This is a genomic window from Microbulbifer celer (assembly GCF_020991125.1).
Classification (GTDB): domain Bacteria; phylum Pseudomonadota; class Gammaproteobacteria; order Pseudomonadales; family Cellvibrionaceae; genus Microbulbifer; species Microbulbifer celer.
Genome location: NZ_CP087715.1, coordinates 3265058 through 3285424 on the forward strand (window position 1 = coordinate 3265058; position 20367 = coordinate 3285424).

General features: G+C 60.7%; 19 protein-coding genes. 4 read left to right on the top strand and 15 right to left on the bottom strand.

Annotation, left to right across the window (positions count from 1 at the left end):
* Positions 1–62: 62 nt before the first annotated feature.
* Positions 63–941: a LysR substrate-binding domain-containing protein gene (locus LPW13_RS13495; RefSeq protein WP_230436133.1), complete on the bottom strand. Its 879-nt coding sequence runs from the start codon at positions 939–941 to the stop codon at positions 63–65.
* Between the two features lie 145 nt (positions 942–1086).
* Between LPW13_RS13495 and LPW13_RS13500 the strand changes: the two genes are divergently transcribed.
* Together LPW13_RS13500 and fghA are read left to right on the top strand one after the other, a co-directional pair.
* Positions 1087–2214 carry an S-(hydroxymethyl)glutathione dehydrogenase/class III alcohol dehydrogenase gene (locus LPW13_RS13500; RefSeq protein ID WP_230436135.1) on the top strand — a complete coding sequence of 376 codons (1128 nt, stop codon included), beginning with the start codon at positions 1087–1089 and terminating at the stop codon, positions 2212–2214.
* A 12-nt stretch (positions 2215–2226) separates the two neighbouring features.
* Positions 2227–3066 carry an S-formylglutathione hydrolase gene (fghA, locus tag LPW13_RS13505; RefSeq protein WP_277611056.1) on the top strand — a complete coding sequence of 280 codons (840 nt, stop codon included), beginning with the start codon at positions 2227–2229 and terminating at the stop codon, positions 3064–3066.
* Between the two features lie 67 nt (positions 3067–3133).
* Here fghA and trpC read toward each other — a convergent pair whose 3' ends face one another.
* The 7 genes from trpC to gcvT form a co-directional block, all read right to left on the bottom strand.
* On the bottom strand, positions 3134–3928 hold the full coding sequence (gene trpC / locus LPW13_RS13510; RefSeq protein ID WP_230436137.1) for an indole-3-glycerol phosphate synthase TrpC: 795 nt from the start codon (positions 3926–3928) through the stop codon (positions 3134–3136).
* A gap of 4 nt (positions 3929–3932) precedes the next feature.
* Complete coding sequence (gene trpD, locus LPW13_RS13515; RefSeq protein WP_230436139.1) at positions 3933–4967, bottom strand: anthranilate phosphoribosyltransferase; 1035 nt, start codon at positions 4965–4967, stop codon at positions 3933–3935.
* 214 nt (positions 4968–5181) lie between these two features.
* Positions 5182–5760, bottom strand: coding sequence for an anthranilate synthase component II (locus LPW13_RS13520; protein WP_230436141.1), 579 nt, complete (start codon positions 5758–5760; stop codon positions 5182–5184).
* On the bottom strand, positions 5757–6614 hold the full coding sequence (locus LPW13_RS13525) for an ion transporter (RefSeq protein ID WP_230436143.1): 858 nt from the start codon (positions 6612–6614) through the stop codon (positions 5757–5759). The genes LPW13_RS13520 and LPW13_RS13525 overlap by 4 nt, the downstream gene beginning before the upstream one ends.
* Before the next feature lie 34 nt (positions 6615–6648).
* Positions 6649–8130, bottom strand: coding sequence for an anthranilate synthase component I (trpE, locus tag LPW13_RS13530; protein WP_230436145.1), 1482 nt, complete (start codon positions 8128–8130; stop codon positions 6649–6651).
* Positions 8131–8530: 400 nt separating this feature from the next.
* Positions 8531–8920, bottom strand: a complete 390-nt coding sequence (gene gcvH, locus LPW13_RS13535) for a glycine cleavage system protein GcvH (protein WP_230436147.1) — start codon at positions 8918–8920, stop codon at positions 8531–8533.
* Between the two features lie 98 nt (positions 8921–9018).
* Complete coding sequence (gcvT, locus tag LPW13_RS13540) at positions 9019–10107, bottom strand: glycine cleavage system aminomethyltransferase GcvT (RefSeq protein WP_230436149.1); 1089 nt, start codon at positions 10105–10107, stop codon at positions 9019–9021.
* A gap of 272 nt (positions 10108–10379) precedes the next feature.
* On the opposite strand from gcvT, the gene LPW13_RS13545 reads away from it, so the two are divergent.
* Both LPW13_RS13545 and LPW13_RS13550 read left to right on the top strand, forming a co-directional pair.
* The gene (locus LPW13_RS13545) at positions 10380–12158 is read left to right on the top strand and encodes an SLC13 family permease (RefSeq protein ID WP_230436151.1); all 1779 of its coding nucleotides are present in this window, start codon (positions 10380–10382) and stop codon (positions 12156–12158) included.
* Between the two features lie 169 nt (positions 12159–12327).
* Positions 12328–13029, top strand: coding sequence for a 2OG-Fe(II) oxygenase (locus LPW13_RS13550; protein ID WP_230436153.1), 702 nt, complete (start codon positions 12328–12330; stop codon positions 13027–13029).
* 28 nt (positions 13030–13057) lie between these two features.
* Here the strand turns inward: LPW13_RS13550 and LPW13_RS13555 are convergent, their stop codons facing one another.
* From LPW13_RS13555 to pepP, 7 genes are all read right to left on the bottom strand, one after another.
* Entirely contained in the window at positions 13058–13624 is a 567-nt protein-coding gene (locus tag LPW13_RS13555) for a CBS domain-containing protein (protein ID WP_230436155.1), read from the bottom strand.
* Between the two features lie 106 nt (positions 13625–13730).
* On the bottom strand, positions 13731–14027 hold the full coding sequence (locus LPW13_RS13560; RefSeq protein WP_230436157.1) for a hypothetical protein: 297 nt from the start codon (positions 14025–14027) through the stop codon (positions 13731–13733).
* Between the two features lie 130 nt (positions 14028–14157).
* Complete coding sequence (locus LPW13_RS13565) at positions 14158–15351, bottom strand: hemolysin family protein (protein WP_230436158.1); 1194 nt, start codon at positions 15349–15351, stop codon at positions 14158–14160.
* Positions 15352–15356: 5 nt separating this feature from the next.
* A complete protein-coding gene (locus tag LPW13_RS13570; RefSeq protein ID WP_230436160.1) occupies positions 15357–16391 on the bottom strand; it encodes a rhomboid family intramembrane serine protease in 1035 nt (344 codons plus the stop codon).
* A 93-nt stretch (positions 16392–16484) separates the two neighbouring features.
* Positions 16485–17720 carry a UbiH/UbiF/VisC/COQ6 family ubiquinone biosynthesis hydroxylase gene (locus tag LPW13_RS13575; RefSeq protein WP_230436162.1) on the bottom strand — a complete coding sequence of 412 codons (1236 nt, stop codon included), beginning with the start codon at positions 17718–17720 and terminating at the stop codon, positions 16485–16487.
* A 40-nt stretch (positions 17721–17760) separates the two neighbouring features.
* Entirely contained in the window at positions 17761–19029 is a 1269-nt protein-coding gene (locus LPW13_RS13580; RefSeq protein WP_230436164.1) for an FAD-dependent monooxygenase, read from the bottom strand.
* Positions 19026–20366, bottom strand: coding sequence for a Xaa-Pro aminopeptidase (gene pepP / locus LPW13_RS13585; protein WP_230436165.1), 1341 nt, complete (start codon positions 20364–20366; stop codon positions 19026–19028). The genes LPW13_RS13580 and pepP overlap by 4 nt, the downstream gene beginning before the upstream one ends.
* Position 20367: the final 1 nt, after the last annotated feature.

A 20367-nucleotide genomic window follows, 5' to 3' on the forward strand; every position in this document is an offset into this window, starting at 1 on the left:
GTCAGCGGGGCTCGCGCGGGACGAGGAAACCCGCCACCTTCCATGCCGCCCCCCCGCACCATTTACTGCCCAATAGATGCGCCAAGATAGTCCAGCAACATACTCACCTTGGGGGACAGATGGCGGTTGTGGGGGTAGACACCCCAGATGCCGTCATCCTCTTCCCGGTAGTGCGCCAGCAGAGAAACCAGTCGCCCAGCCTGCAGGTCCTCGTCCACGTAATAATCCGGCAATTGCACAATGCCGATCCCCTTCAGTGCCGCATCCACCAGCGCGCGTCCGCTGTTGCAGCGGATACTGCCACTGACGCGGATGTTCCGTGCGCGCCCCTGCTCGCGGAAGCGCCAGTAATCCAGGGTACCCTGCAGGCAATTGTGCTGCGCCAGCTCCGACAGGCTGTGGGGCTCGCCGTGGGAAGACAGGTATTGCGGGGCCGCGCAGACATACAGGGTGCGCGTCCCCAACCTGCGCGCCATCATGCTGGAATCGCTGAGCCTGCCCAGGCGGATGGCGAGGTCGTAGCCCTCCGCGACCAGATCCAGCTTCTGATTAGTGAGTTCCATCTCCACCTGCAGTTCCGGATAGCGCAGCGCAAAATCATTTATCAGCGGTGCCAGTGTGGTCTCACCGTAGGTAACCGGGGCCGTCAGCCGCAACCGGCCCCGGGGCACCTGTTGCAGGTCGGTCACCGCACGCTCCGCTTCCGCCAGCCCGTCCAGTACCTGGCGGCAGTGCTGGTAGTAGATCTGCCCCACTTCCGTCACCGACACCTTGCGGGTGGTACGGTAGAGCAGCTTGGTGGAAAGCCGCCTCTCCAGCGCACTCACCTGGCGACTGACCTGGGCGGTGGAGATCCCCAGTTTGCGCGCCGCACCGGTAAAGCTGCCGGACTCGGCCACGGCCGCAAACTCGCTCACGCCTTCCCAGTTACCTACACTCACTCCCCAACCACCCCGCAAATGCTGATTGTTACAAATATGAAAAAATAATTTTCATATTGTTGCGATTATAAACTGTATAGAAACAGATAGACTGTGCCCAATCTGGTGGCAGGCCGCCACCCCGAACAAATATCAGGAGTCCGCCATGACCGAGACCATCAAATCCAGAGCTGCCGTGGCCTGGGGCCCGGGCCAACCGCTGTCCATTGAAGAGGTGGATGTCATGCCACCACAGGCCGGTGAAGTGCGTATCCGCGTGATCGCTTCCGGCGTCTGCCACACCGATGCGTTCACCCTGTCCGGTGACGACCCGGAGGGTAACTTCCCGGCAATCCTGGGCCATGAGGGCGGCGGTATCGTCGAGTCCGTGGGCGAAGGCGTAACCAGCCTGGCAGTGGGCGACCACGTGATCCCCCTCTACACCCCCGAGTGTGGCGAATGTAAATTCTGTAAATCCGGCAAAACCAACCTGTGCGGCAAGATCCGCGAAACCCAAGGCAAAGGTCTGATGCCGGACGGCACGAGCCGCTTCTCCAAAGACGGGGAGCCGATTTTCCACTATATGGGATGCTCCACCTTTTCCGAGTACACCGTGCTGCCGGAAATCTCTCTGGCCAAGGTCAACAAGACCGCGCCGCTGGAAGAAGTCTGCCTGCTGGGTTGTGGTGTCACCACCGGCATGGGCGCGGTCATGAACACCGCCAAGGTAGAAGAAGGCGCAACCGTGGCCATCTTCGGCCTCGGTGGTATCGGCCTGTCCGCGGTGATCGGCGCCACCATGGCCAAGGCCGGACGTATCATCGCCATCGATATCAACGAGAGCAAGTTCGACCTGGCCCGTCAGCTGGGCGCGACCGATTGCATCAATCCGAAGCACTACGACAAGCCGATTCAGGAAGTGATTGTCGAACTGACCGACGGCGGTGTGGACTATTCCTTCGAATGCATCGGCAATGTAGACGTGATGCGTTCCGCACTGGAGTGCTGCCACAAGGGTTGGGGAGAATCTGTGATCATCGGGGTCGCCGGCGCCGGCCAGGAGATCTCCACCCGTCCATTCCAGCTGGTTACCGGCCGGGTCTGGAAAGGCACCGCATTCGGCGGCGTCAAGGGACGCTCCGAACTGCCGGATTATGTGGAACGCTACCTGGCCGGCGAGTTCAAACTGAATGATTTCATCACCCACACCATGGGTCTGGATGCCATTAACGAAGCGTTTGACCTGATGCACCGTGGCGAGAGTATCCGCTCCGTGATCCACTTCGACCAATGATCGGAGCCTGTAATGACCATTGAAAACCTGAGCAGTAACAAAAGCTTCGGCGGCTGGCACAAGCAGTACCGCCACCGCTCCGAAGTCCTCAACTGCGATATGCGCTTCGCCATCTACCTGCCGCCTCAGGCGGCGGGTGGCGAGCAGGTGCCGGTACTTTACTGGCTGTCCGGCCTCACCTGCACTGACGAGAATTTCATGCAGAAAGCTGGTGCCCAGCAGGTTGCCGCCGAACTCGGTATCGCCATTGTGGCTCCGGATACCAGCCCGCGCGGTGACGCAGTGGCCGACGTTGAGGGCTACGACCTGGGCCAGGGGGCGGGCTTCTACGTCAACGCGACGCAGGATCCCTGGAGCCGCCACTACCACATGTACGACTATGTGCTCGAAGAGCTTCCGGCGCTGGTGGAAGCGCTGTTTCCGGTCAGCGACAAACGCGCGATCAGCGGCCACTCCATGGGTGGTCACGGCGCGCTGGTACTGGCACTGCGCAACCCCGAGCGGTTCCAGTCGGTATCCGCGTTCAGCCCGATTGCCAACCCGGTAAACTGCCCCTGGGGGCAGAAGGCCTTCACCGCCTACCTGGGCGAAAACGGTGCAGACTGGGCCGAGTACGATGCGAGCCTGCTGATGCGTCACACCACCGGCAAGCTGCCGGCGCTCGTCGATCAGGGCGAGGCGGACAACTTCCTCGCCGAGCAACTGAAACCGGAGGCGCTGGCCGCGGCGGCCGCGGCCAGCGACTATCCGCTACAGCTGCGACGCCATGAGGGGTACGACCACAGTTATTACTTCATCGCCAGTTTTATTGGTGAGCATCTGCGTTTTCACGCGGAGCATCTGGGGCTTTAATCAGCGATAAAAAAACCGGGAATTTTCCCGGTTTTTTTATCTCTCGGCAGTGCATCCACCATTCCTGTCAGTTAAACAGTTCCATCAGGCGCCGTCCCGGCTCGGGCTCGCGCATAAATGCCTCGCCCACCAGAAAGGCATCGACATTGTGGCCGCGCATGGCCGCGATATCGTCAGTGGTGTGGATACCGCTTTCGGTCACCACAATGCGGTCGTCCGGAATCAGGTCCAGCAGTTTGAACGTGGTTTCCAGCTGCACTTCAAAGGTATGCAGGTTCCGGTTGTTGATACCAATCAAACGATTGGGCAGCTTCAAAGCGCGCTCCAGCTCTTCGCGATCATGCACTTCCACCAGCACGTCCAGGCCCAGCTCCTGGGCCAGATCGTTGAGGCTGGTGAGCTGCTGGTCGTCCAGACACGCGGCGATCAGCAGAATGCAGTCGGCACCAATGGCGCGCGCCTCATACACCTGATAGGGATCGACAATAAAGTCCTTGCGGATCACCGGCAGGCGCACCGCATCGCGGGCCTGTTGCAGATACTCGTCGGCACCCTGGAAGTAATCCACATCGGTCAGCACCGACAGGCAGGCAGCACCGCCCTTTTCATAGCTGGTGGCGATTTCCGCGGGAATAAAATCCTCGCGAATCACGCCTTTGCTCGGCGAGGCCTTTTTGATCTCCGCAATCACCGCCGCTTCGCCGGCAGCGATTTTATTTTCCATCGCCTGCACAAAACCGCGACAGGGCGGCTGCTTGAGCGCGCGCCGTTGAATCTCGTCCAGCGACACCGTCTGCTTGCGCTCGGCCACCTCTTCCCATTTGCGCTCGACGATGGTTTTCAGAATCGTTGGCGTATTCATGACTTCACTCTCTGAAGGCGCTGGTAAAAGCGGCCAGCTCGTTAATCTTTTCTCCGGCGAGGCCGCTGTAGATGGCGTCCTGCGCCATGCTCACACCCTCGACCTGGCTCGCGGCGACCCCACTCACGTAGATGGCCATGCCGGCATTCATGGCGATGATATCAGCTGCCTTGTTGCCGGCGTCCGTCTCGCGCTTGCCCAGGGCATCGCGGATCAGGTTGAGGGACGCTTCAGAGCCCTCCACACACAGGCCGTCCAGGGTCTGGCGCTCGATGCCGAAATCTTCCGGGCTGATGGTGACTTTTTTCAGCTCACCGTTTTTCAGCTCCCAGCCGCGCGTCTCCGCCGCAATACTGATCTCATCCAGACCATCATCACTGTGCAGTACCAGTACATGCTCAGAGCCCAGCTGCTGTAATACTTCCGCCAGCATGCGGGTATAGTGCGGGTCATAAACCCCGATCACCTGACGCTTCACACCCGCGGGATTGGTCAGTGGCCCCAGCAGGTTAAAGATGGTGCGCAGCCCCAGGGACTTGCGCGCGCCGATCGCGTGGCGCATGGCGCTGTGATAGCTGGGCGCAAACATAAAGCCCACCCCCACGCCATCGATACAACGGCCCACCTGCTCTGGTGTCAGCGGCAGATAAATACCGGCTTTCTCGAGCAGATCCGCAGCACCGGAAGACGACGAAACCGAACGGTTGCCGTGCTTGGCAACCCGCGCGCCGGCTGCGGCGGCGACAAAACTCGATGCACTGGACACATTAAACAGGTTGGCGCCATCACCACCGGTACCGACGATATCCACCGCATTGGTGAGATCGATTTCCACCTTGGTGGCCAGTTCCCGCATCACCTCCACAGCACCGGTGATCTCCTCAACGGACTCCCCCGCCATGCGCAGGGCAACCAGCAATGCACCGATCTGCGCATCGTCCGCCTCTCCCTGCATCACCTGGCTCATGGCCCCGCGCATTTCTTCGCGGGTGAGATGATCCCCGTCCACCAGTTTGGCGATCGCCTGCTGGATATTCATTGTTCTGTCCCCTTCCCTAAGTATTTGCACCCGGGGGTTCGCAAGCTCACCGATGCTCAACGCGAAGGCGCTGATGCCGGGATCCGTTTGCGAGACCTTCTAAAACAGGGACGTTTTAGAAGAGCCCCCATGGATGGGTTCACGGCGTGTCTCGCAAACGGATACCGGTAGCAGCGCCGCCACCGGACCAACTACGAAGCACCAACCAACCCCCTCAAGATTCCAAAAAGTTCTTCAACATATCGTGCCCGTGCTGCGTCAGAATCGACTCGGGATGAAACTGCACCCCCTCCACCGGCAGTTCGCGGTGACGCAACCCCATAATCTCATCGATCTCACCACTCTCGGTCTCTGTCCAGGCAGTGACCTCCAGACAATCCGGCAGACTGCCCTTCTCCACCACCAGCGAATGATAGCGGGTCGCCTCAAACGGATTGGATAACCCGCTAAACACCCCGAGGTTGTTGTGAATGATCGGCGACGTCTTGCCGTGCATCACCTCGCCGGCGCGCACCACACGGCCACCGAACACCTGCCCGATACTCTGGTGCCCCAGGCAGATTCCCAGGATCGGTACTCGTCCCGCGTAGGTACGAATAGTATCCATGGAAATGCCCGCCTCATTCGGGGTGCACGGGCCAGGGGAAATCACGATCTTCTCCGGATTCAGCTTATCGATATCCGCAACGGATATTTCATCGTTGCGCTTCACCACCACGTCCGCACCCAGCTCGGCGAGATACTGCACGATATTCCAGGTGAAGGAATCGTAGTTGTCGATCATCAGGATCATGATTCAGTTCCCTTTTCATTGCCCATCTCGTCTCCCAGCCGCTTCTGCAAACGTGCCAGAGAGGCCTGGGTAGCGCGCAGTTCGCGCAGAATTTCGGTCTGGCTCGGCGGCATGGCGAGCTCATCGAGGCGGCGCAGCTTGGCCTCTTCCAGGTTGTTCAGTACCACCCCGATAAACAGGTTGATCATCACAAACGCCCCCATCACCACAAAGCTCAGGAAATAAATCCAGGCATAAGGCATGGTCTCCATCGCCGTGTACATGATGTCCGTCCAGTCCTCGAACGTGACGATGCGGAACAGGCTCAACAATGCGATAGGCAGTGTGCGCCAGTGGGTGGGGTCGATTTCGTGGAACAGGAAATAACCGGCCACCCCGTATATGTAAAAAATGATCCCCATCAGCAGGCTGATATGGAACATGCTCGGCAGGCTGCGCAGCAGCGTATCCACCAGCAGGCGCAACTCCGGGAACGCCGACACCAGTCGCAGTACCCGCAACACCCGCACCAGCCGCGCCAGGGTTGCCAGCGGCCCCGCCGCCGGAACCAGGCTCAGCACGATGATGCTGAAGTCGAAGCAGTTCCAGCCACTGGCAAAGTAGCGCCAGGGCCGGTTGCCCTGGGCCGTGATCTTGATCGCCGCCTCCACCATGAACGCAATCAGGATCAGCTGATTGATTCCCATCAGCAGCCCGTTATAGCGTTCCAGCACCCAGGTGGAGGTTTCCAGCCCTACCACCACACCGTTGATCGCAATCAGTGCGATGATGATCTGATTGAACAGAGGCGCCTCGACAATACGGCGGCACTGTTGGGACAAACTACGCTTCTGTGGTACTGAAATTTCACTCATCGGTATTACTTCTTCCAATGGCACTGGGTAAAGGTTATTGGCCTGTTGCAATGGCCACGGCGCGGAACAGTGCCCGCGCTTTGTTCATGGTTTCATCCCATTCCGACTGCGGGTCGGAGTCCGCGACCAGGCCGGCACCGGCCTGCACATAAACTTTCTCATCCTTGATCACCGCGGTGCGGATCGCGATCGCGGTATCCATATTGCCGTTCCAGGCCAGGTAGCCCACGGCGCCACCGTAGACCCCGCGCTTTTCCGGTTCCAGCTCGTCGATGATTTCCATTGCGCGAATCTTCGGCGCCCCAGACAAAGTGCCCGCCGGATGCGCCGCGCGCAGAGCGTCGATACCGGTGAACTCCGGTTTGATCCGGCCGGTGACATTGGACACGATGTGCATCACGTGGGAATAGCGCTCTACCACCATCTTTTCCGTGACCTGCACGGACCCGGTCTGGGCCACGCGGCCCACGTCGTTGCGGCCGAGGTCGATCAGCATCAGGTGCTCGGCGATCTCCTTCGGGTCCGCCAACAGATCCTGCTCCAGCTCGCGATCCTGTTCCTCGGTGGCGCCGCGGTGGCGGGTACCGGCAATCGGGCGCACGGTCATATCACCGTCTTCCAGATGCACCAGAATCTCCGGGCTGGAGCCCACCACCTGGTGATCACCGAGATCCAGGAAATACATATATGGGGATGGGTTGAGGCTGCGCAACGCGCGGTACAGGTTCAAAGGCGGTGCGGAGAACGGAGCTGATAAACGCTGCGATGGCACCACCTGCATGACATCGCCGGCGAGGATGTATTCCTTCACCTTGTGCACGCCCTGCTTGAAGGCTTCTTCACCGAAGTGGGAGGTAAAGTGTTCCTCGGCGGTGTGATCGCCGTCGATCCCCAGTGGATCGACCGCGGCCAGCGGTTGTGCCAGCTGGCCCACCAGCTCGTCCAGGCGACGCTGGGCCGCTGCATAAGCATTTTCATCCGCCGGGTCCGCGTGCACGATAAAGATCACCGCGCCGGCCAGATTGTCGAACACCACCACTTCATCACTGACCATCAGCAAGATGTCGGGGTTGCCGATATTATCCGGCGGGCAGCTGTGGGCCAGCTTGGGCTCGATATAGCGCACCACATCGTAGCCGAAGTAGCCCACCAGGCCACCGTTGAAACGGGGCAGGCCTTCCAGTTCCGGCACCTTGTAGCGGCCCTGAAATTCCTCCACGAACGCCAGTGGATCTTCCACCTGACGCTGTTCCACCACCTTGCCATCGCGCTCGATGGTCACCTCGTGCTCCCGCGCCCGCAATACCGTGCGCGCCGGCAGGCCGATAATGGAATAGCGCCCCCACTTCTCGCCCCCCTGAACCGACTCAAACAGGTAGCTGTAGCGGCCACCGTCGCGGGCGGCGAGCTTCATGTAGGTGGTCAGCGGGGTCTCAATATCCGCGAGTACGCGGCGTACCAGGGGTATGCGGTTGTATCCTGCAGACGCAAGCTGGGTGTATTCACTGGGGGTCATGGCGACTCCGTGTCTGTGCAATATCGTCGAAATGCTTTGTTCTGTTTCGGGCAGATTCGGCCACCTTCTGGTGGTATCAGTGGAATCCTACCCGCGGGAAAGGCGCCCGTGTGACCGGGAATGGCCATCAGGCTCTAGCGGATCAGTGGCGCCATCGCCAGCTGTTGATGTGGTGGGCAGTGCAGTGCAATTTCAGAATCTCGCAAATTCGCAGAGTCGACGAAAGGTCGAGTTGCTTCCCTGTATTCCGGCGAGCAAGTGTACAAATCAATTCTCGGACGGGCAAGTGCCTGTCCCCGGTGTCGCCAGCGGTGCGATCTGCTGCAGTTCACACGCAGCACAGACAAAAACGCCGGACAACAGGGCCCGGCGCTTCGATCGTGCTGGCAAAAGGACCGAATCAGTCCTCTTCGGCCTCAGCACGGTAGGCATCGGCGTCCAGCAACTTGTCCAGCTCGCTCTCGTCACTGGGCTTCACACGGAAGAACCAGCCGTCGTCGTAGGGGCTGGAGTTCACGGTTTCCGGCTCGTCTTCCAGGGCCTCGTTCACCGCAACCACCTCACCGGAGATCGGTGCGTAGATGTCGCTGGCGGCCTTCACGGACTCCACCACACCCGCTTCGTCGCCGGCAGACAGGGTGGTACCCACTTCCGGTGTTTCTACGAAAACCACATCGCCCAGCGCATCCTGTGCGTGGTCGCTGATGCCAATGGTCACGGTGCCGTCGTCTTCCAGGCGCGCCCATTCATGGCTGGATGCGTATTTCAGTTCGCTGCGAATCTCGCTCATGGCGTATCCCTCAAAAAACAGTATTAAACAGTATCTTCAAAAAAGTATTCAAAAACGGCATTCAAAATTCAGATCGATCATTGCCGGTGGCAGGCCGGTTACACCAGCGGCTTGCCGTTGCGTACGAAACTGGGTTTTACCACCCGCACCGGTACCCGCTTGTTGCGGATTTCCACCTCTGCGGTCTCACCCACGGCCTTCGGTACCCGTGCCATGGCAATGGACTGACCGAGGGTGGGGGAGAATGTGCCGCTGGTGATGATACCGCGGGTTTCGGTGCCGTCCACCACTACAGTCTGTCCGGCACGCAGAACGCCACGGCCGTCGAGTACCAGGCCCACCAGTTTATTCTCGACACCGGCGGCCTTGTGGGCTTCCAGCGCCTTGCGGCCGATAAAGTCGCGCTCCTCCGGCTCCCAGGTGATGGTCCAGGCCATATTGGCCTCCAGCGGGGAGGTCTCGTCGTCCATTTCGTGGCCGTACAGATTCATGCCCGCTTCCAGGCGCAGGGTATCCCGTGCGCCCAGGCCACAGGGGGCCACACCGGCCTCCGCCAGCGCTTTCCAGAAGCCCTCGGCATCTTCGCTGGCGAGGATGATTTCCAGACCGTCTTCCCCGGTATAGCCGGTGCGGGCGACAAACCAGTCGCCGCGGGCAAAGCTGTGGAACACTTTGAGGGAGTCAATAGCGGCAATCCAGTCGATGCCCAGCACTTCCTTCACCTTATCGATGGCTTCCGGACCCTGGATGGCGACCATGGCCAGGTTCGGGCGTTCGGTGAGGGTGACGTCAAAGTCTTTTGCCTGCGCGTTCATCCACGCCAGATCCTTCTCACGGGTGGCGCAGTTGACCACCACGCGGTAACCGGGGTCCCGCAGATAGACAATCAGGTCGTCCACTACACCCCCACGCTCGTTCAGCATGCCGGTGTAGAGCGCCTTGCCGGGTACGCCGGCGAGCTTGTTCACATCATTGGCCAGCAGCTTGCGCAGGTATTCGGTGGCGCCGTCGCCCTCGATATCCACCACGGTCATGTGGGAAACGTCAAACATGCCCGCACCCTGGCGTACCTTGTGGTGTTCATCTACCTGTGAACCGTAGTGCAGTGGCATGTCCCAGCCACCAAAGTCCACCATTTTGCCGCCCATGGCGACGTGGGCATCGTACAGCGCCGTTTTATTTCCCATTGTTGTTCCTGTTAGCTGTTCCCGTTCGGGAGATATTTATTGCGGCGTATTCTAACGGCCGCGGAATCCCCGTTTCCAGATAGCGATTCACTGCAAAGACTAGCAGCCGCAGTGAAAAATATTATCCACAGCGCGCAGTTCAGTGGCTTGTGCATTTACTGGGCAGAAGAATGAATACTCCGCCGAACTAAGCATATGCCAAAAAAAACTTTAGCCAGCGCGCGCTTTGCAGTAGTTTTGGGCGACTTTAAACCGCGGACGACGCTGAACGAATGATGGATTGGGCTGGCTGGTTCTCCCTGGCGCTGGTATTTACTGTACTGGCCACACTGATTTTTACCCGACTGCATGCCTACCTGGTGATGATGGCGGCCCTGACCATCCTCAGTGTCAGCGGTATTCTCACACCGACAGAGGCCCTGTCCGGCTTTTCCAACAGCGGGGTCATCACCGTGGCCGCCATGTTTGTGGTGGCGGCGGGCATCCATGCCTCCGGCGGCATCGACATGCTGGTCAAGCATCTGCTCGGCCGCCCGGGCAATGTGCGCTCTGCCATGCTGCGGGTGTTCGCACCGGTAGTGGCGCTGTCCGGCTATCTGAACAACACCCCGGTGGTGGCAACCATGATCCCGGCGCTAAACGCATGGGCCAAACGCATCGACATCGCCCCGTCGAAGTTGATGATCCCGCTGAGTTACGGCGCCATTCTCGGCGGCACCCTGACCCTGATCGGCACCAGTACCAACCTGGTGGTCAACGGTCAGTACCAGTCCATCACCGGTGAGGACGGCTTCTCGCTGTTCTCCATCGCCGCGGTGGGCCTGCCGGCAGCACTGGTGGGCATCGCGTTTATGTTGATCTTCTTTCCACGCTGGTTGCCGGACCGGCGGGAAAAGAAACCCTTCGGCAACCTGCGCGAGTTCACCCTGGAAGTGGCGGTGGACAGCAACGGACCATTAGTCGGGCAGACCGTGGAAGACGCCGGCCTGCGTGGCCTGCGCCGGGTCTACCTGGTGGAAGTGGAGCGCGACGGCCGGGTAATCACCCCGGTGCGCTCCACCGAAGTGCTGCGCGGCGGCGATCGCCTGGTATTCGCCGGCGATACCGAGGCCATCTCCGACCTGCTGCGCATGCGTGGCATCGTGCCGTCGGCGGAACACGACAGCAGCCTGCCCCTGCAACCGGATTTCAGCGACCGCCGCCTGGTGGAAGTGGTGGTCTCGCCCTACTGCGACGTGATCGGATCCACCATTCGAGACGCCCAGTTCCGTCAGCGTTACGGCGCCGCAGTGCTCGCGGTGGCGCGCAATGGCCAGCGGATTAAAGGCAACCTCGGCAGTACCAAGCTGAGCGCCGGTGACTCACTGCTGCTGGAAGCGCGCCCGGGGTTCACCGTGCGCCAGCGCTACAGCAAGGACTTCCTGCTAATCAACGATCTGGAGGCGGAAAGCCCCCGCCACGAGAAGGGCCTGACCGCGTGGCTGATCCTGATCGCCATGGTACTCGCCGCCGGCAGCGGCCTGATCAGCATGCTGAACGCCTCTCTGCTCGGTGCCGGCGCCATGCTGGCGACCCGCTGCCTGTCGGTGAACCAGGCGCAGAAGAGCCTGGACCTGCCGGTGCTGATCACCATTGCCGCTTCCTTCGCCCTGGGCATGGCACTGCAGAAAACCGGCGTCGCCGCGGTAGTGGCGCAGTCGGTAATCGACCTGTCCGGCGGCCGACCGTGGCTGATGTTGATCCTCGCCTACCTGTGCGTATCCGCGCTCACCGAGATGGTCACCAACAATGCCGCGGCGATCATCATGGTCCCCATCGTGCTGCAGATTACCGGCGGTGCCGGACTGAATCCGGAACCGTTCATGTTCGCGGTGATGATGGCGGCATCCGCCAGCTTTGCCACGCCACTGGGCTACCAGACCAACCTGATGGTGTACGGCCCCGGTGGCTATCGGTTCTCGGATTACCTGAAGGTGGGGATTCCCATGAATCTGTTGATTGGTGCCGTCACCATCATCGTGCTGCTCACCGGCTGGGATCTGACGGCCTGAGGGATCACTCCCGGGCAATTTATACTGGCGCAGCCCCGGCTGTGCCAGTATAAATAGCACCCGCGCACTGCCACCCATGCAGCCCCGCGCTAAGCCCTCCTCCTGCTTTTGACTGGAGGCCCTCCCTGTTAGCGGCCACTCCCGGCCACCTGTGTGAGAACACACCGAATTGAACGCTGTTATTTCCGCCGCGGATATCCCGCGGGGCCGCGGACCCGACGATGATGACCCGCTGGAACGGATCGCCACGGCCCTGCGTGAGACCGGCTATATCGTGCTGCCGGCGCCATTGCCACCCGCCCTGCTGGGCGCCCTGTTGCGACACTTCCGCTCCCTGGATCAATCGCGCTTCCAGACCGCAGGCATCGGACGCGAGGACGATCACCAGCTGAACCAGTTCGTGCGCACCGACGAGATCTACTGGCTCGACCGCAGCAACCCCGCGGTGAGCGCCTATCTTGACAGCATGGAGACCCTGCGCCTGGGGCTGAACCGGCGCCTGTTCCTGGGGTTGTTCGACTACGAATGCCACTACGCCCATTACCAGCGCGGCAGCTTCTATAAAAAACACCTGGATGCGTTCAAGGGCAGCACCAACCGGGTGGTCAGTACCGTGCTGTACCTGACCCCCAACTGGCAGCCGCGCGATGGCGGCGAACTCCAGATTTACGCCCCCATCGGCGGCGACACCGATGAAGGCATGAGCCATCGGGTAATTGAAAAGGTGGCACCACGTTTCGGGCAGATGGTGATTTTCCTGAGTGAGGAATTCCCCCACGAAGTGCTCACCAGCCACCGCTCCCGCTACAGCGTCACCGGCTGGTTCCGCGTCAACAACAGCCTCGGCGAGCAGCTGGACCCGCCGCGCTGATGTGCTATGGCGGGCCGCTGATCCGGAATCAATGCGCAGTGGCCACTGCCTTGAGCATTTCGGAAAAAGATGCCGGCGTGTCGATACTGAAATCCACATGCAGGCGCGCAGCGACATCCTCAGCACTGATCAGCCCGCGGACGTGGTGATTCTCCACATCCACAACCAGACAGAAGTGCTGTCCCGCCCGCTGCATCGCGGTCAGTACATTACCGATTTTCGCCCCCTGTAATTGCTGGTAGCTGAGCAACTGCAGATGGCTGCGCGCGCGCATCAAATCTCCCACCGTCAGTTCCTGGCGGGCAATACCATCCGCCACACACTGCATCACCCGCTGGTAGGAAACATCTTCGGCGGTCAACACGCCGATAAAGTCCCCGCGGTGGTCCATCACCAATACCGCACTCCGGTGGCCGGTACGCAATACCTGCGCGGCATTCAGTGCAGACACGGACGCGGTCAGCACCGCCGGGTGGTGATCTTTGAAGTCGGTGACAAAACTGAGTGCCGGGGAATCGAGGGTCAGTTCGTGAAACTCCTCCGGGAACACCAGTTTGTCGAAATCCTGCAGGGGTAAAAAGTCCAGTTTCTTCATGGCAACCATTCTCTGTTCAGCGGCCGCAGTCGCCCGCGGGCGATCTCAAGCGGCCCGGTTATTCAGTGGTTCCGGCGGAAAGCGCCGGAACCGGATTCGATAACACTCAGACTGGGGGCTGGTGCGGCGGTGCGCGAATACCGTGGGCGGCAGGATGCACCCGAACGGGGGCAGAAACCGAAGTTGCGGTGCGGTAGGGCGCAGCCGCAACTTGCAGCAGGGGGTAGGGAGTGACAGCGGTCGCAGAATCCGGTTGCTCGTCAGATTGAGGAGCACCGGAGCGCGGCAACTGTGCAGTGACGGACTTGTCTTCCGACAACAGCTGTGGCGATACCGACTCCGCGCGACCTTCGGCGCAGAGCAGTAAAGACTGCAGCAGTATCAGTAGGATTCCGTAACGCACGGTCATTTCCACGTTTGAATTGAATATTACTTTTATGCCGCCGGGACCTGCGAATTCAAGGGCCCTGCGACAGACGGAACCGTATATCCGCCCAGTGTTTGCTGTTTGACCGTAGACGGGTCGCCAGGTTTCATTTTTGTTCGGAGCCGGAATCTTCCACCTTGTGCGCCTTGTCCGACAGGAAATCCTGCTTCACCTCGTCCACGGCATCCTTCAACTCTGCCCGCGGTTCGTCTTTTTCGACCTCGGAGTCTCCTTCAGACTGCGCCTCTTCATCCACTTTGAGACCATATCGTTTTGAACGCCAGCGCCACAAACGTTTCGCAAGCTGCTGACGGTCCGGCGTTTTGTCCGCTTCGTCGACGATCTCCTCTCCCAGCAGGGTCTCGAGAATATCTTCCAGCGTGACGACCCCTTCCAGGCTGCCGTACTCGTCCACCACCGCACTGATCTGCAGGCGGCGCGCCAGCATCTTGTGGAATACCTGATAGATCGGTGCGGTCTCCGGCAACATCAGCAGGTCCCTGCGCAGAGTGCGCAGTTGCCGCTCCGCCTCACCGCGGGCGTAGGCCAGCAGCAGATCCTGTTTGAGCACGAACCCCACCACGTAATCCGCATCGTCCTGTTCGTAGATGGGAATGCGCGAGAAACGGCTGTTCTCCACCGCCCCATAGGCCTCGCCCACGGTCATATCCTGAGACAGGGAAAATACCACCGTGCGCGGCGTCATCACCTCGCGCACGGAGTGATCCCGCAGGGTAAAGAACAGGTTATGCAGAATGCTGGATTCGTGTCGTTCCAGCTGCCCCTCAGCTTCGCCCAGTTCTGCCATCACCGCAAACTCCTGGCGACTGAAACCGGTCATCACCGGCCCCCGGGCCAGGCCGCGGGTGAGCCACTCCGACATCCACACAAAAGGCTTCAGGAGAAACACCAGGTATCGCAGCACATACGCCGTAGCCGGTGCCAGCTGACGCCAGTACACCGCCCCGAGGGTTTTGGGGATGATTTCGGAGAACACCAGGATCAGCAGCGTCAGGATTGCTGAGGCGATTCCCAGAAACTCGCTGCCGAACACCGCCGCCGCCTGGGCACCGGCACCGGCAGCACCGGCGGTATGGGCGATGGTATTCAGCGTCAGGATTGCCGCCAGGGGCGCGTTGATATCATCCTTGAGCTTGCGCAGCAGGACGCCGGATTTGTGCCCCTCCTTCTCCAGAAGGCTCACGTAGGGTTTGGTGACGCTCAGCAGTACAGATTCCGCAATTGAGCAGAGGAAGGAAAAACCCAGTGCAACCAGCACGTAGATAATCAACAGTACCATAGAGATCAGAAACTCTTGCTATCGGGCGCGGAGCGATTGCCGCTGGGCCCGCTATCGGGAAAGTAGCGCCGTGCGCCGCCACCAATACAGAACAGGAAACCGAGCAAAAGGCCGGAAAGCAGCCCGCCCAGGTGGGCAGCGTTGGCAATGCCGCCGGGAAGGAAATAGTCCACGATTCCACTCATACATAACAGATACCAGGCAATGGCCGCCCAGATTATCGAGCGCGGCACTTCACGCCAACCGGGCCGCCACCACTGAATCACAAATATCGCCCCCACCAGCGCGTAAACCACCCCGGACATGCCGCCGAACAGGTTTTCCGGCGATACATAGTACTGGGCCAGATTGGATACCGGTGCCGATAGTAGCACCAGGGCGGCAAACCACAGGCTGCCGGCGCGGGCTTCCAGGGTACGCCCGAGAATCCAGATCCCGAGACTGTTGAACAGGGCGTGGACCAGGGAGAAGTGCACGATCGCCGGGGTCCACAGGCGCCAGAACTCTCCCCGGGACAACTGCTGTGACAAGGTGGAATCGGGAACTGTAAAGTCCCCCGGTTGCTGCGGCTCGATGATCAGGGGGCCAAAAAGGTTATGTCGCAACAGAAACCAGCCGATAAAACACAACGCAATCAGCACCAGGCACACGGGGGTGCTGCGCAGAGGCCAGTCGGGAATAACAGAAAAGGGGGCCGCGCCGGGACGAGGCGCTGACTCATCAGAGGCTTCTGTCGCCACTGAAGGCTCACCCGCTGGCGGTGTGGATTGATCAGCCTCACGATCAATGACAGAGGGCTCGGCCTCGCCTTCGACGCGCTTCATCTGCACTGTGATCTGCTGCAGGTCTACACGTCCCGCGTGCCAGTCCTGCAGCAGTGTGCGCATCGGTTCCACCAGCTGCGCCACCGGGCTGGAGACACGCTGGTGATTGCGCTCTTCAGTAATACGCAGCGGCAGTTGATGGCGGCGGATAAATGACGCCACCGGAGTCAGATCTTCTCCCAGGGGGAATTCACAGACGGTCAGCCATTCACTCAATTAGCGCCCCTTGCATATCCTTGTATTCGTGGCCGCGACAGTCGCAGCCCCGGGACTCTAACAAATTTTAATCCCCTCCATCACGCGAAGAGGTCATACCGACATTGCGCGCATGATAATGCGTTTTTTCAGCAGCGGACTGGCATCCACCATACTGAGGCCGGTGTTGCGCAACCAGCGCCAGTGCAGATCGCCGGCGCCAAACAGGGACTTGAAAGTACTCATGGCTTTGAGTGTCGCAGCATTTTCACCGCGACGACGGCGTTGATAGCGCCCCAATACCGAGGCGTGGGCGGGGGAGATTTCCCGCTTGAAAGCGCGGTCGAGCTCTTCTGTCAGCACCAGCACGTCCATCAGCCCGAGGTTCACGCCCTGCCCCGCCAGTGGGTGGATACTGTGGGCCGCATCGCCAATCAGTACCGCGCCGGGGCCGTAGTAGGCCTCCGCATGGCGGGCGCGCAGGGCAAAAGAAAAGCGCTCACTGACGGACTCGACGGTACCCAGGCGACTTTCAAACGCCTTTTCGAGATTGAGTGCAAAGGACTTGTCGTCCAGCATCACCAGCTCGCGGGCGAGGGCGTCGTCTGCGGACCAGACCACGGCGCAGTGATTGTCGTCACCGAGCCCGGAAAGCGGCAGGAAGGCGAGAGGTCCGGTATCGAGAAAACGCTGCCAGGCGGTGTGCTGATGGGACTGCTCACAGCGCGCCACACACACCAGTGCGGTCTGGCGATAGTTCACATCGCGAGTGCGAATACGCAACAGGTCGCGCACCCGGGAGCGGGCGCCATCGGCACCGATCAGCAGGCGGGTGGTAAACACCGGCGGTGTCTCTTCCAGCCCGTCTATGCGCTCGCTGTGCACACTGCGGGGCTGCAGATGCCACAAACCGCAGTCGCGCCACCAGCTTTCCAGCTTGAACCCGGTGACCATATCCACGTTGGGCAGCTCCTCCACCCGTTGGCGCAGGGCCGCCAACACCACGCTGTTTTCCACAATATGGCCGAGATTGGGAAGTTTTACATCGCGGCAGTCGAAGTACACCGAGCCGGTGCCCTCGGCATCCCACACACGCATCTGGGTGTAAGGGCACTCGCGCACACCGGCAATGGACTGCCAGGCGCCCACTTCTTCCAGCAGGTTGCGGGAGGCTTCCGTCAACGCTACTACGCGGGCGTCATAGCTGTCCTCTTTCACCGGTGGTGTCACTTCCGATGCTTCCAGCAGCGAGATGCGCAGTTCCGGGTGACGCACGGCGAGCAGGGTGGCCTGGGCCATCCCCACCATGCCGCCACCGACGATGGTTACGTCCATTCGCTGTCTGTTCATGGGCAATCGGTCTCCAGGAGTATTCGGATTAGACAGCAGCTCACACAGCCAGCCCCGCTGCCTGACGGGCGAAAGCGCCGCGCAGGGGCGGAGCCAGGGCCAGCCCAAGGAGCCCCGCCTGTCGCAGTCCGGCGGCAAACAGGTTGCGCGCGGCGAACAGTGGCGGGATACGGTCGCTGAACCCGATTGTGAGCTGCTGGTCATGTTGACGTTCGCGCCAATAGGTCTGCAGTAAGTCTAGCTCTCCGGGGGCAGTTTGTGCGCTGGATCCGCCGTGTCTGGCGATGGTCCGCGCCAATGTTTCACAATCCCGCAGGGTGAGATTGAACCCCTGCCCGGCCACCGGGTGCAGGAAGTGTGCACAGTTGCCCACCAACACCAGTCCCCGGCGTACCTGCTCGCGCGCGAGGGACAGTTTCAGAGGGTAGTGTTGCACCGACCCGGAGCGTAGGATTCTGCCCGCCCGCCAGCCAAAAACTTTCTGCAGACGGTCAATAAATGCCGCCTCGGGCAACCCGGCGATGGCTTCCGCTTCATCGCTGGCGCAGGTCCACACCAGCGCCGCACGATGACTGCCATCCCGCCGGGGCAGTGGCAGCAATGCCATGGGGCCATTATCGGTAAAGCGCTCATAAGCCACGCCGCGGTGATCCCGCTGCAGCTCTACGGTAGTAACCAGAGCATGCTGATGGTAGGCCTCCTCGTCGGTGGCAATCCCCAGTTGCTGACACAGGGGGGAGTTCACCCCATCGGCAACCACCAGCAGCCTGGTATTGAGGGTCTGCTCCGCTGTGCTACCGGCATCGTGTTCAGTGCCGCGCCAGGACAGTTCGGCGCCGCCCTGGTGCATTTTCACTCCAGTCACCCGGGCCGGGGCCAGCACACAAGTATCGGTGGTGGCCAGCGCGCGATACAACAGCGGGCCAAGCGCGGCATTCTCAATCACGGCACCCAACATGTCCTCAAACGCGGCTTCACTCTCGCGCTCGGCAGACAGGCCGGCGCCGAGACTGTGGCCACGATCGCTGACGTGCACCTGACGGATCGGCGCCGCGTATTCCTTCAGCATCGACCAGAGACCGAGATCCCGGAAAACTTTCAGGCTGCCGGCGGAAATGGCAGTTGCGCGGGTATCGAAACTCGGCAGATCGAGCGCGGCGTCCGCCTGCGGCAGCGGGCGCTGCTCCAGCAACGCCACTTCCAGTTGCGGGCAGTGTTTTGCCAGCAACAGGGCCAGGCAGGCACCCGCCATGCCCCCGCCGATAATGGCAACGTCTACTGTTAGCAATGTTTTTTCTGATGCGCTCACAGCAGCGCCTCCTGTGTCAGTTCACCGGATGCCATCAGGTGTTCGATATCGGCAATGGTTTTGGGAGCGGCCGCGGACAGAATCTCCGGGCCCTGGCGGGTTAACGCCACGTCATCTTCGATACGGATACCGATCCCCCGCAAGCGCGCCGGTACCTGTTCGTCATCAGCGGCGATATAGATTCCGGGTTCAACGGTCATGGTCATGCCGGGTTCCAGTTGTCGCCACTGGCCGTATACTTTGTAGTCCCCCACATCGTGTACATCCATGCCCAGCCAATGACCCACCCGGTGCATGTAAAACCGGCGATAGGCGCCGGACTCGATCAGCCCGTCCACACTGCCGCGCAGCAGGCCAAGATCTTTCAGGCCCTCGGTAATCACGCGCACGCTGGCCCTATGTGGCTGATCCCAGTGATTGCCCGGCGCGATCTGTTCAATTGCCGCTAACTGACTCGCCAGCACAATTTCGTAAACTGCGCGCTGGGCGCCACTGAAGCGGCCATTCACCGGAAAGGTGCGGGTAATATCGGAGGCATAACCGCGGAATTCACAGCCCGCATCGATCAGTACCAGGTCACCATTTTTCAGCGCCGCATTGTTGTCACAGTAATGCATTACCAGTGCATTGCGGCCGCTGCCGACGATGCTGGAATAGGCCGGTTCCCTGGCGCCGGCGGCGGTAAACGCGTGATTGAGTTCCGCCTCCAGGTGGTATTCAAACAACCCCGGTTTGCAACGGGCCATGGCACGGCGGTGTCCCGCGGCGCTGATTTCCGCTGCGCGCGCCATCAGGCGGATTTCCGCCGCGCTTTTGAACAGACGCTGGTCGTGCAGCAGCGGATCCAGGCTGGCAATCTCCGCCGCGCGATCCCCTCGGCTTCCCGCCGCGGCGTCGATAGTTGCGAGATAGCCCTGCAGGCGCCGGTCCAGTTGCGGGAACCGCCCCAGGGTGTACAACACCAGGTCGCGGCCCTCTAGCAGCCCGGGCAGAATGTCGTCCACATCGCCGATGGGAAAGGCATCGCACAGACCACACTCTTCTGCTGCTCGCTCGGGCCCCAGGCGCGGCCCGTCCCACAGCTCTTTTTCTTCGTCCCTCTCACGACAGAACAGCAGGCTCTCACCCTGGCTTCTGCCCGCAGCCAGGACCAGCAGCGCCTCGGGTTCATTGAAACCGGTGAGGTAACTGAAATCGCTGTCCTGGCGAAATGGAAAGTAGGTATCCCGCGAACGCAGCTGCTCCCGCGCCGCGGGCACAATGGCGATACTGTTTGCCGGCATTGCGTCCAGAAGACGCTGCCGGCGCCGGCTGTATTCCGCGCGGGTGATATTCATC

Bases quoted from the DNA above. Each gene is read 5' to 3' on its own strand.
- LPW13_RS13500 (WP_230436135.1), top strand. From the start codon at position 1,087: ATGACCGAGACCATCAAATCCAGAGCTGCCGTGGCCTGGGGCCCGGGC.
- fghA (WP_277611056.1), top strand. From the start codon at position 2,227: ATGACCATTGAAAACCTGAGCAGTAACAAAAGCTTCGGCGGCTGGCAC.
- trpC (WP_230436137.1), bottom strand. From the start codon at position 3,928: ATGAATACGCCAACGATTCTGAAAACCATCGTCGAGCGCAAATGGGAA.
- trpD (WP_230436139.1), bottom strand. From the start codon at position 4,967: ATGAATATCCAGCAGGCGATCGCCAAACTGGTGGACGGGGATCATCTC.
- LPW13_RS13520 (WP_230436141.1), bottom strand. From the start codon at position 5,760: ATGATCCTGATGATCGACAACTACGATTCCTTCACCTGGAATATCGTG.
- LPW13_RS13525 (WP_230436143.1), bottom strand. From the start codon at position 6,614: ATGAGTGAAATTTCAGTACCACAGAAGCGTAGTTTGTCCCAACAGTGC.
- trpE (WP_230436145.1), bottom strand. From the start codon at position 8,130: ATGACCCCCAGTGAATACACCCAGCTTGCGTCTGCAGGATACAACCGC.
- gcvH (WP_230436147.1), bottom strand. From the start codon at position 8,920: ATGAGCGAGATTCGCAGCGAACTGAAATACGCATCCAGCCATGAATGG.
- gcvT (WP_230436149.1), bottom strand. From the start codon at position 10,107: ATGGGAAATAAAACGGCGCTGTACGATGCCCACGTCGCCATGGGCGGC.
- LPW13_RS13545 (WP_230436151.1), top strand. From the start codon at position 10,380: ATGATGGATTGGGCTGGCTGGTTCTCCCTGGCGCTGGTATTTACTGTA.
- LPW13_RS13555 (WP_230436155.1), bottom strand. From the start codon at position 13,624: ATGAAGAAACTGGACTTTTTACCCCTGCAGGATTTCGACAAACTGGTG.
- LPW13_RS13565 (WP_230436158.1), bottom strand. From the start codon at position 15,351: ATGGTACTGTTGATTATCTACGTGCTGGTTGCACTGGGTTTTTCCTTC.
- LPW13_RS13575 (WP_230436162.1), bottom strand. From the start codon at position 17,720: ATGAACAGACAGCGAATGGACGTAACCATCGTCGGTGGCGGCATGGTG.
- pepP (WP_230436165.1), bottom strand. From the start codon at position 20,366: ATGAATATCACCCGCGCGGAATACAGCCGGCGCCGGCAGCGTCTTCTG.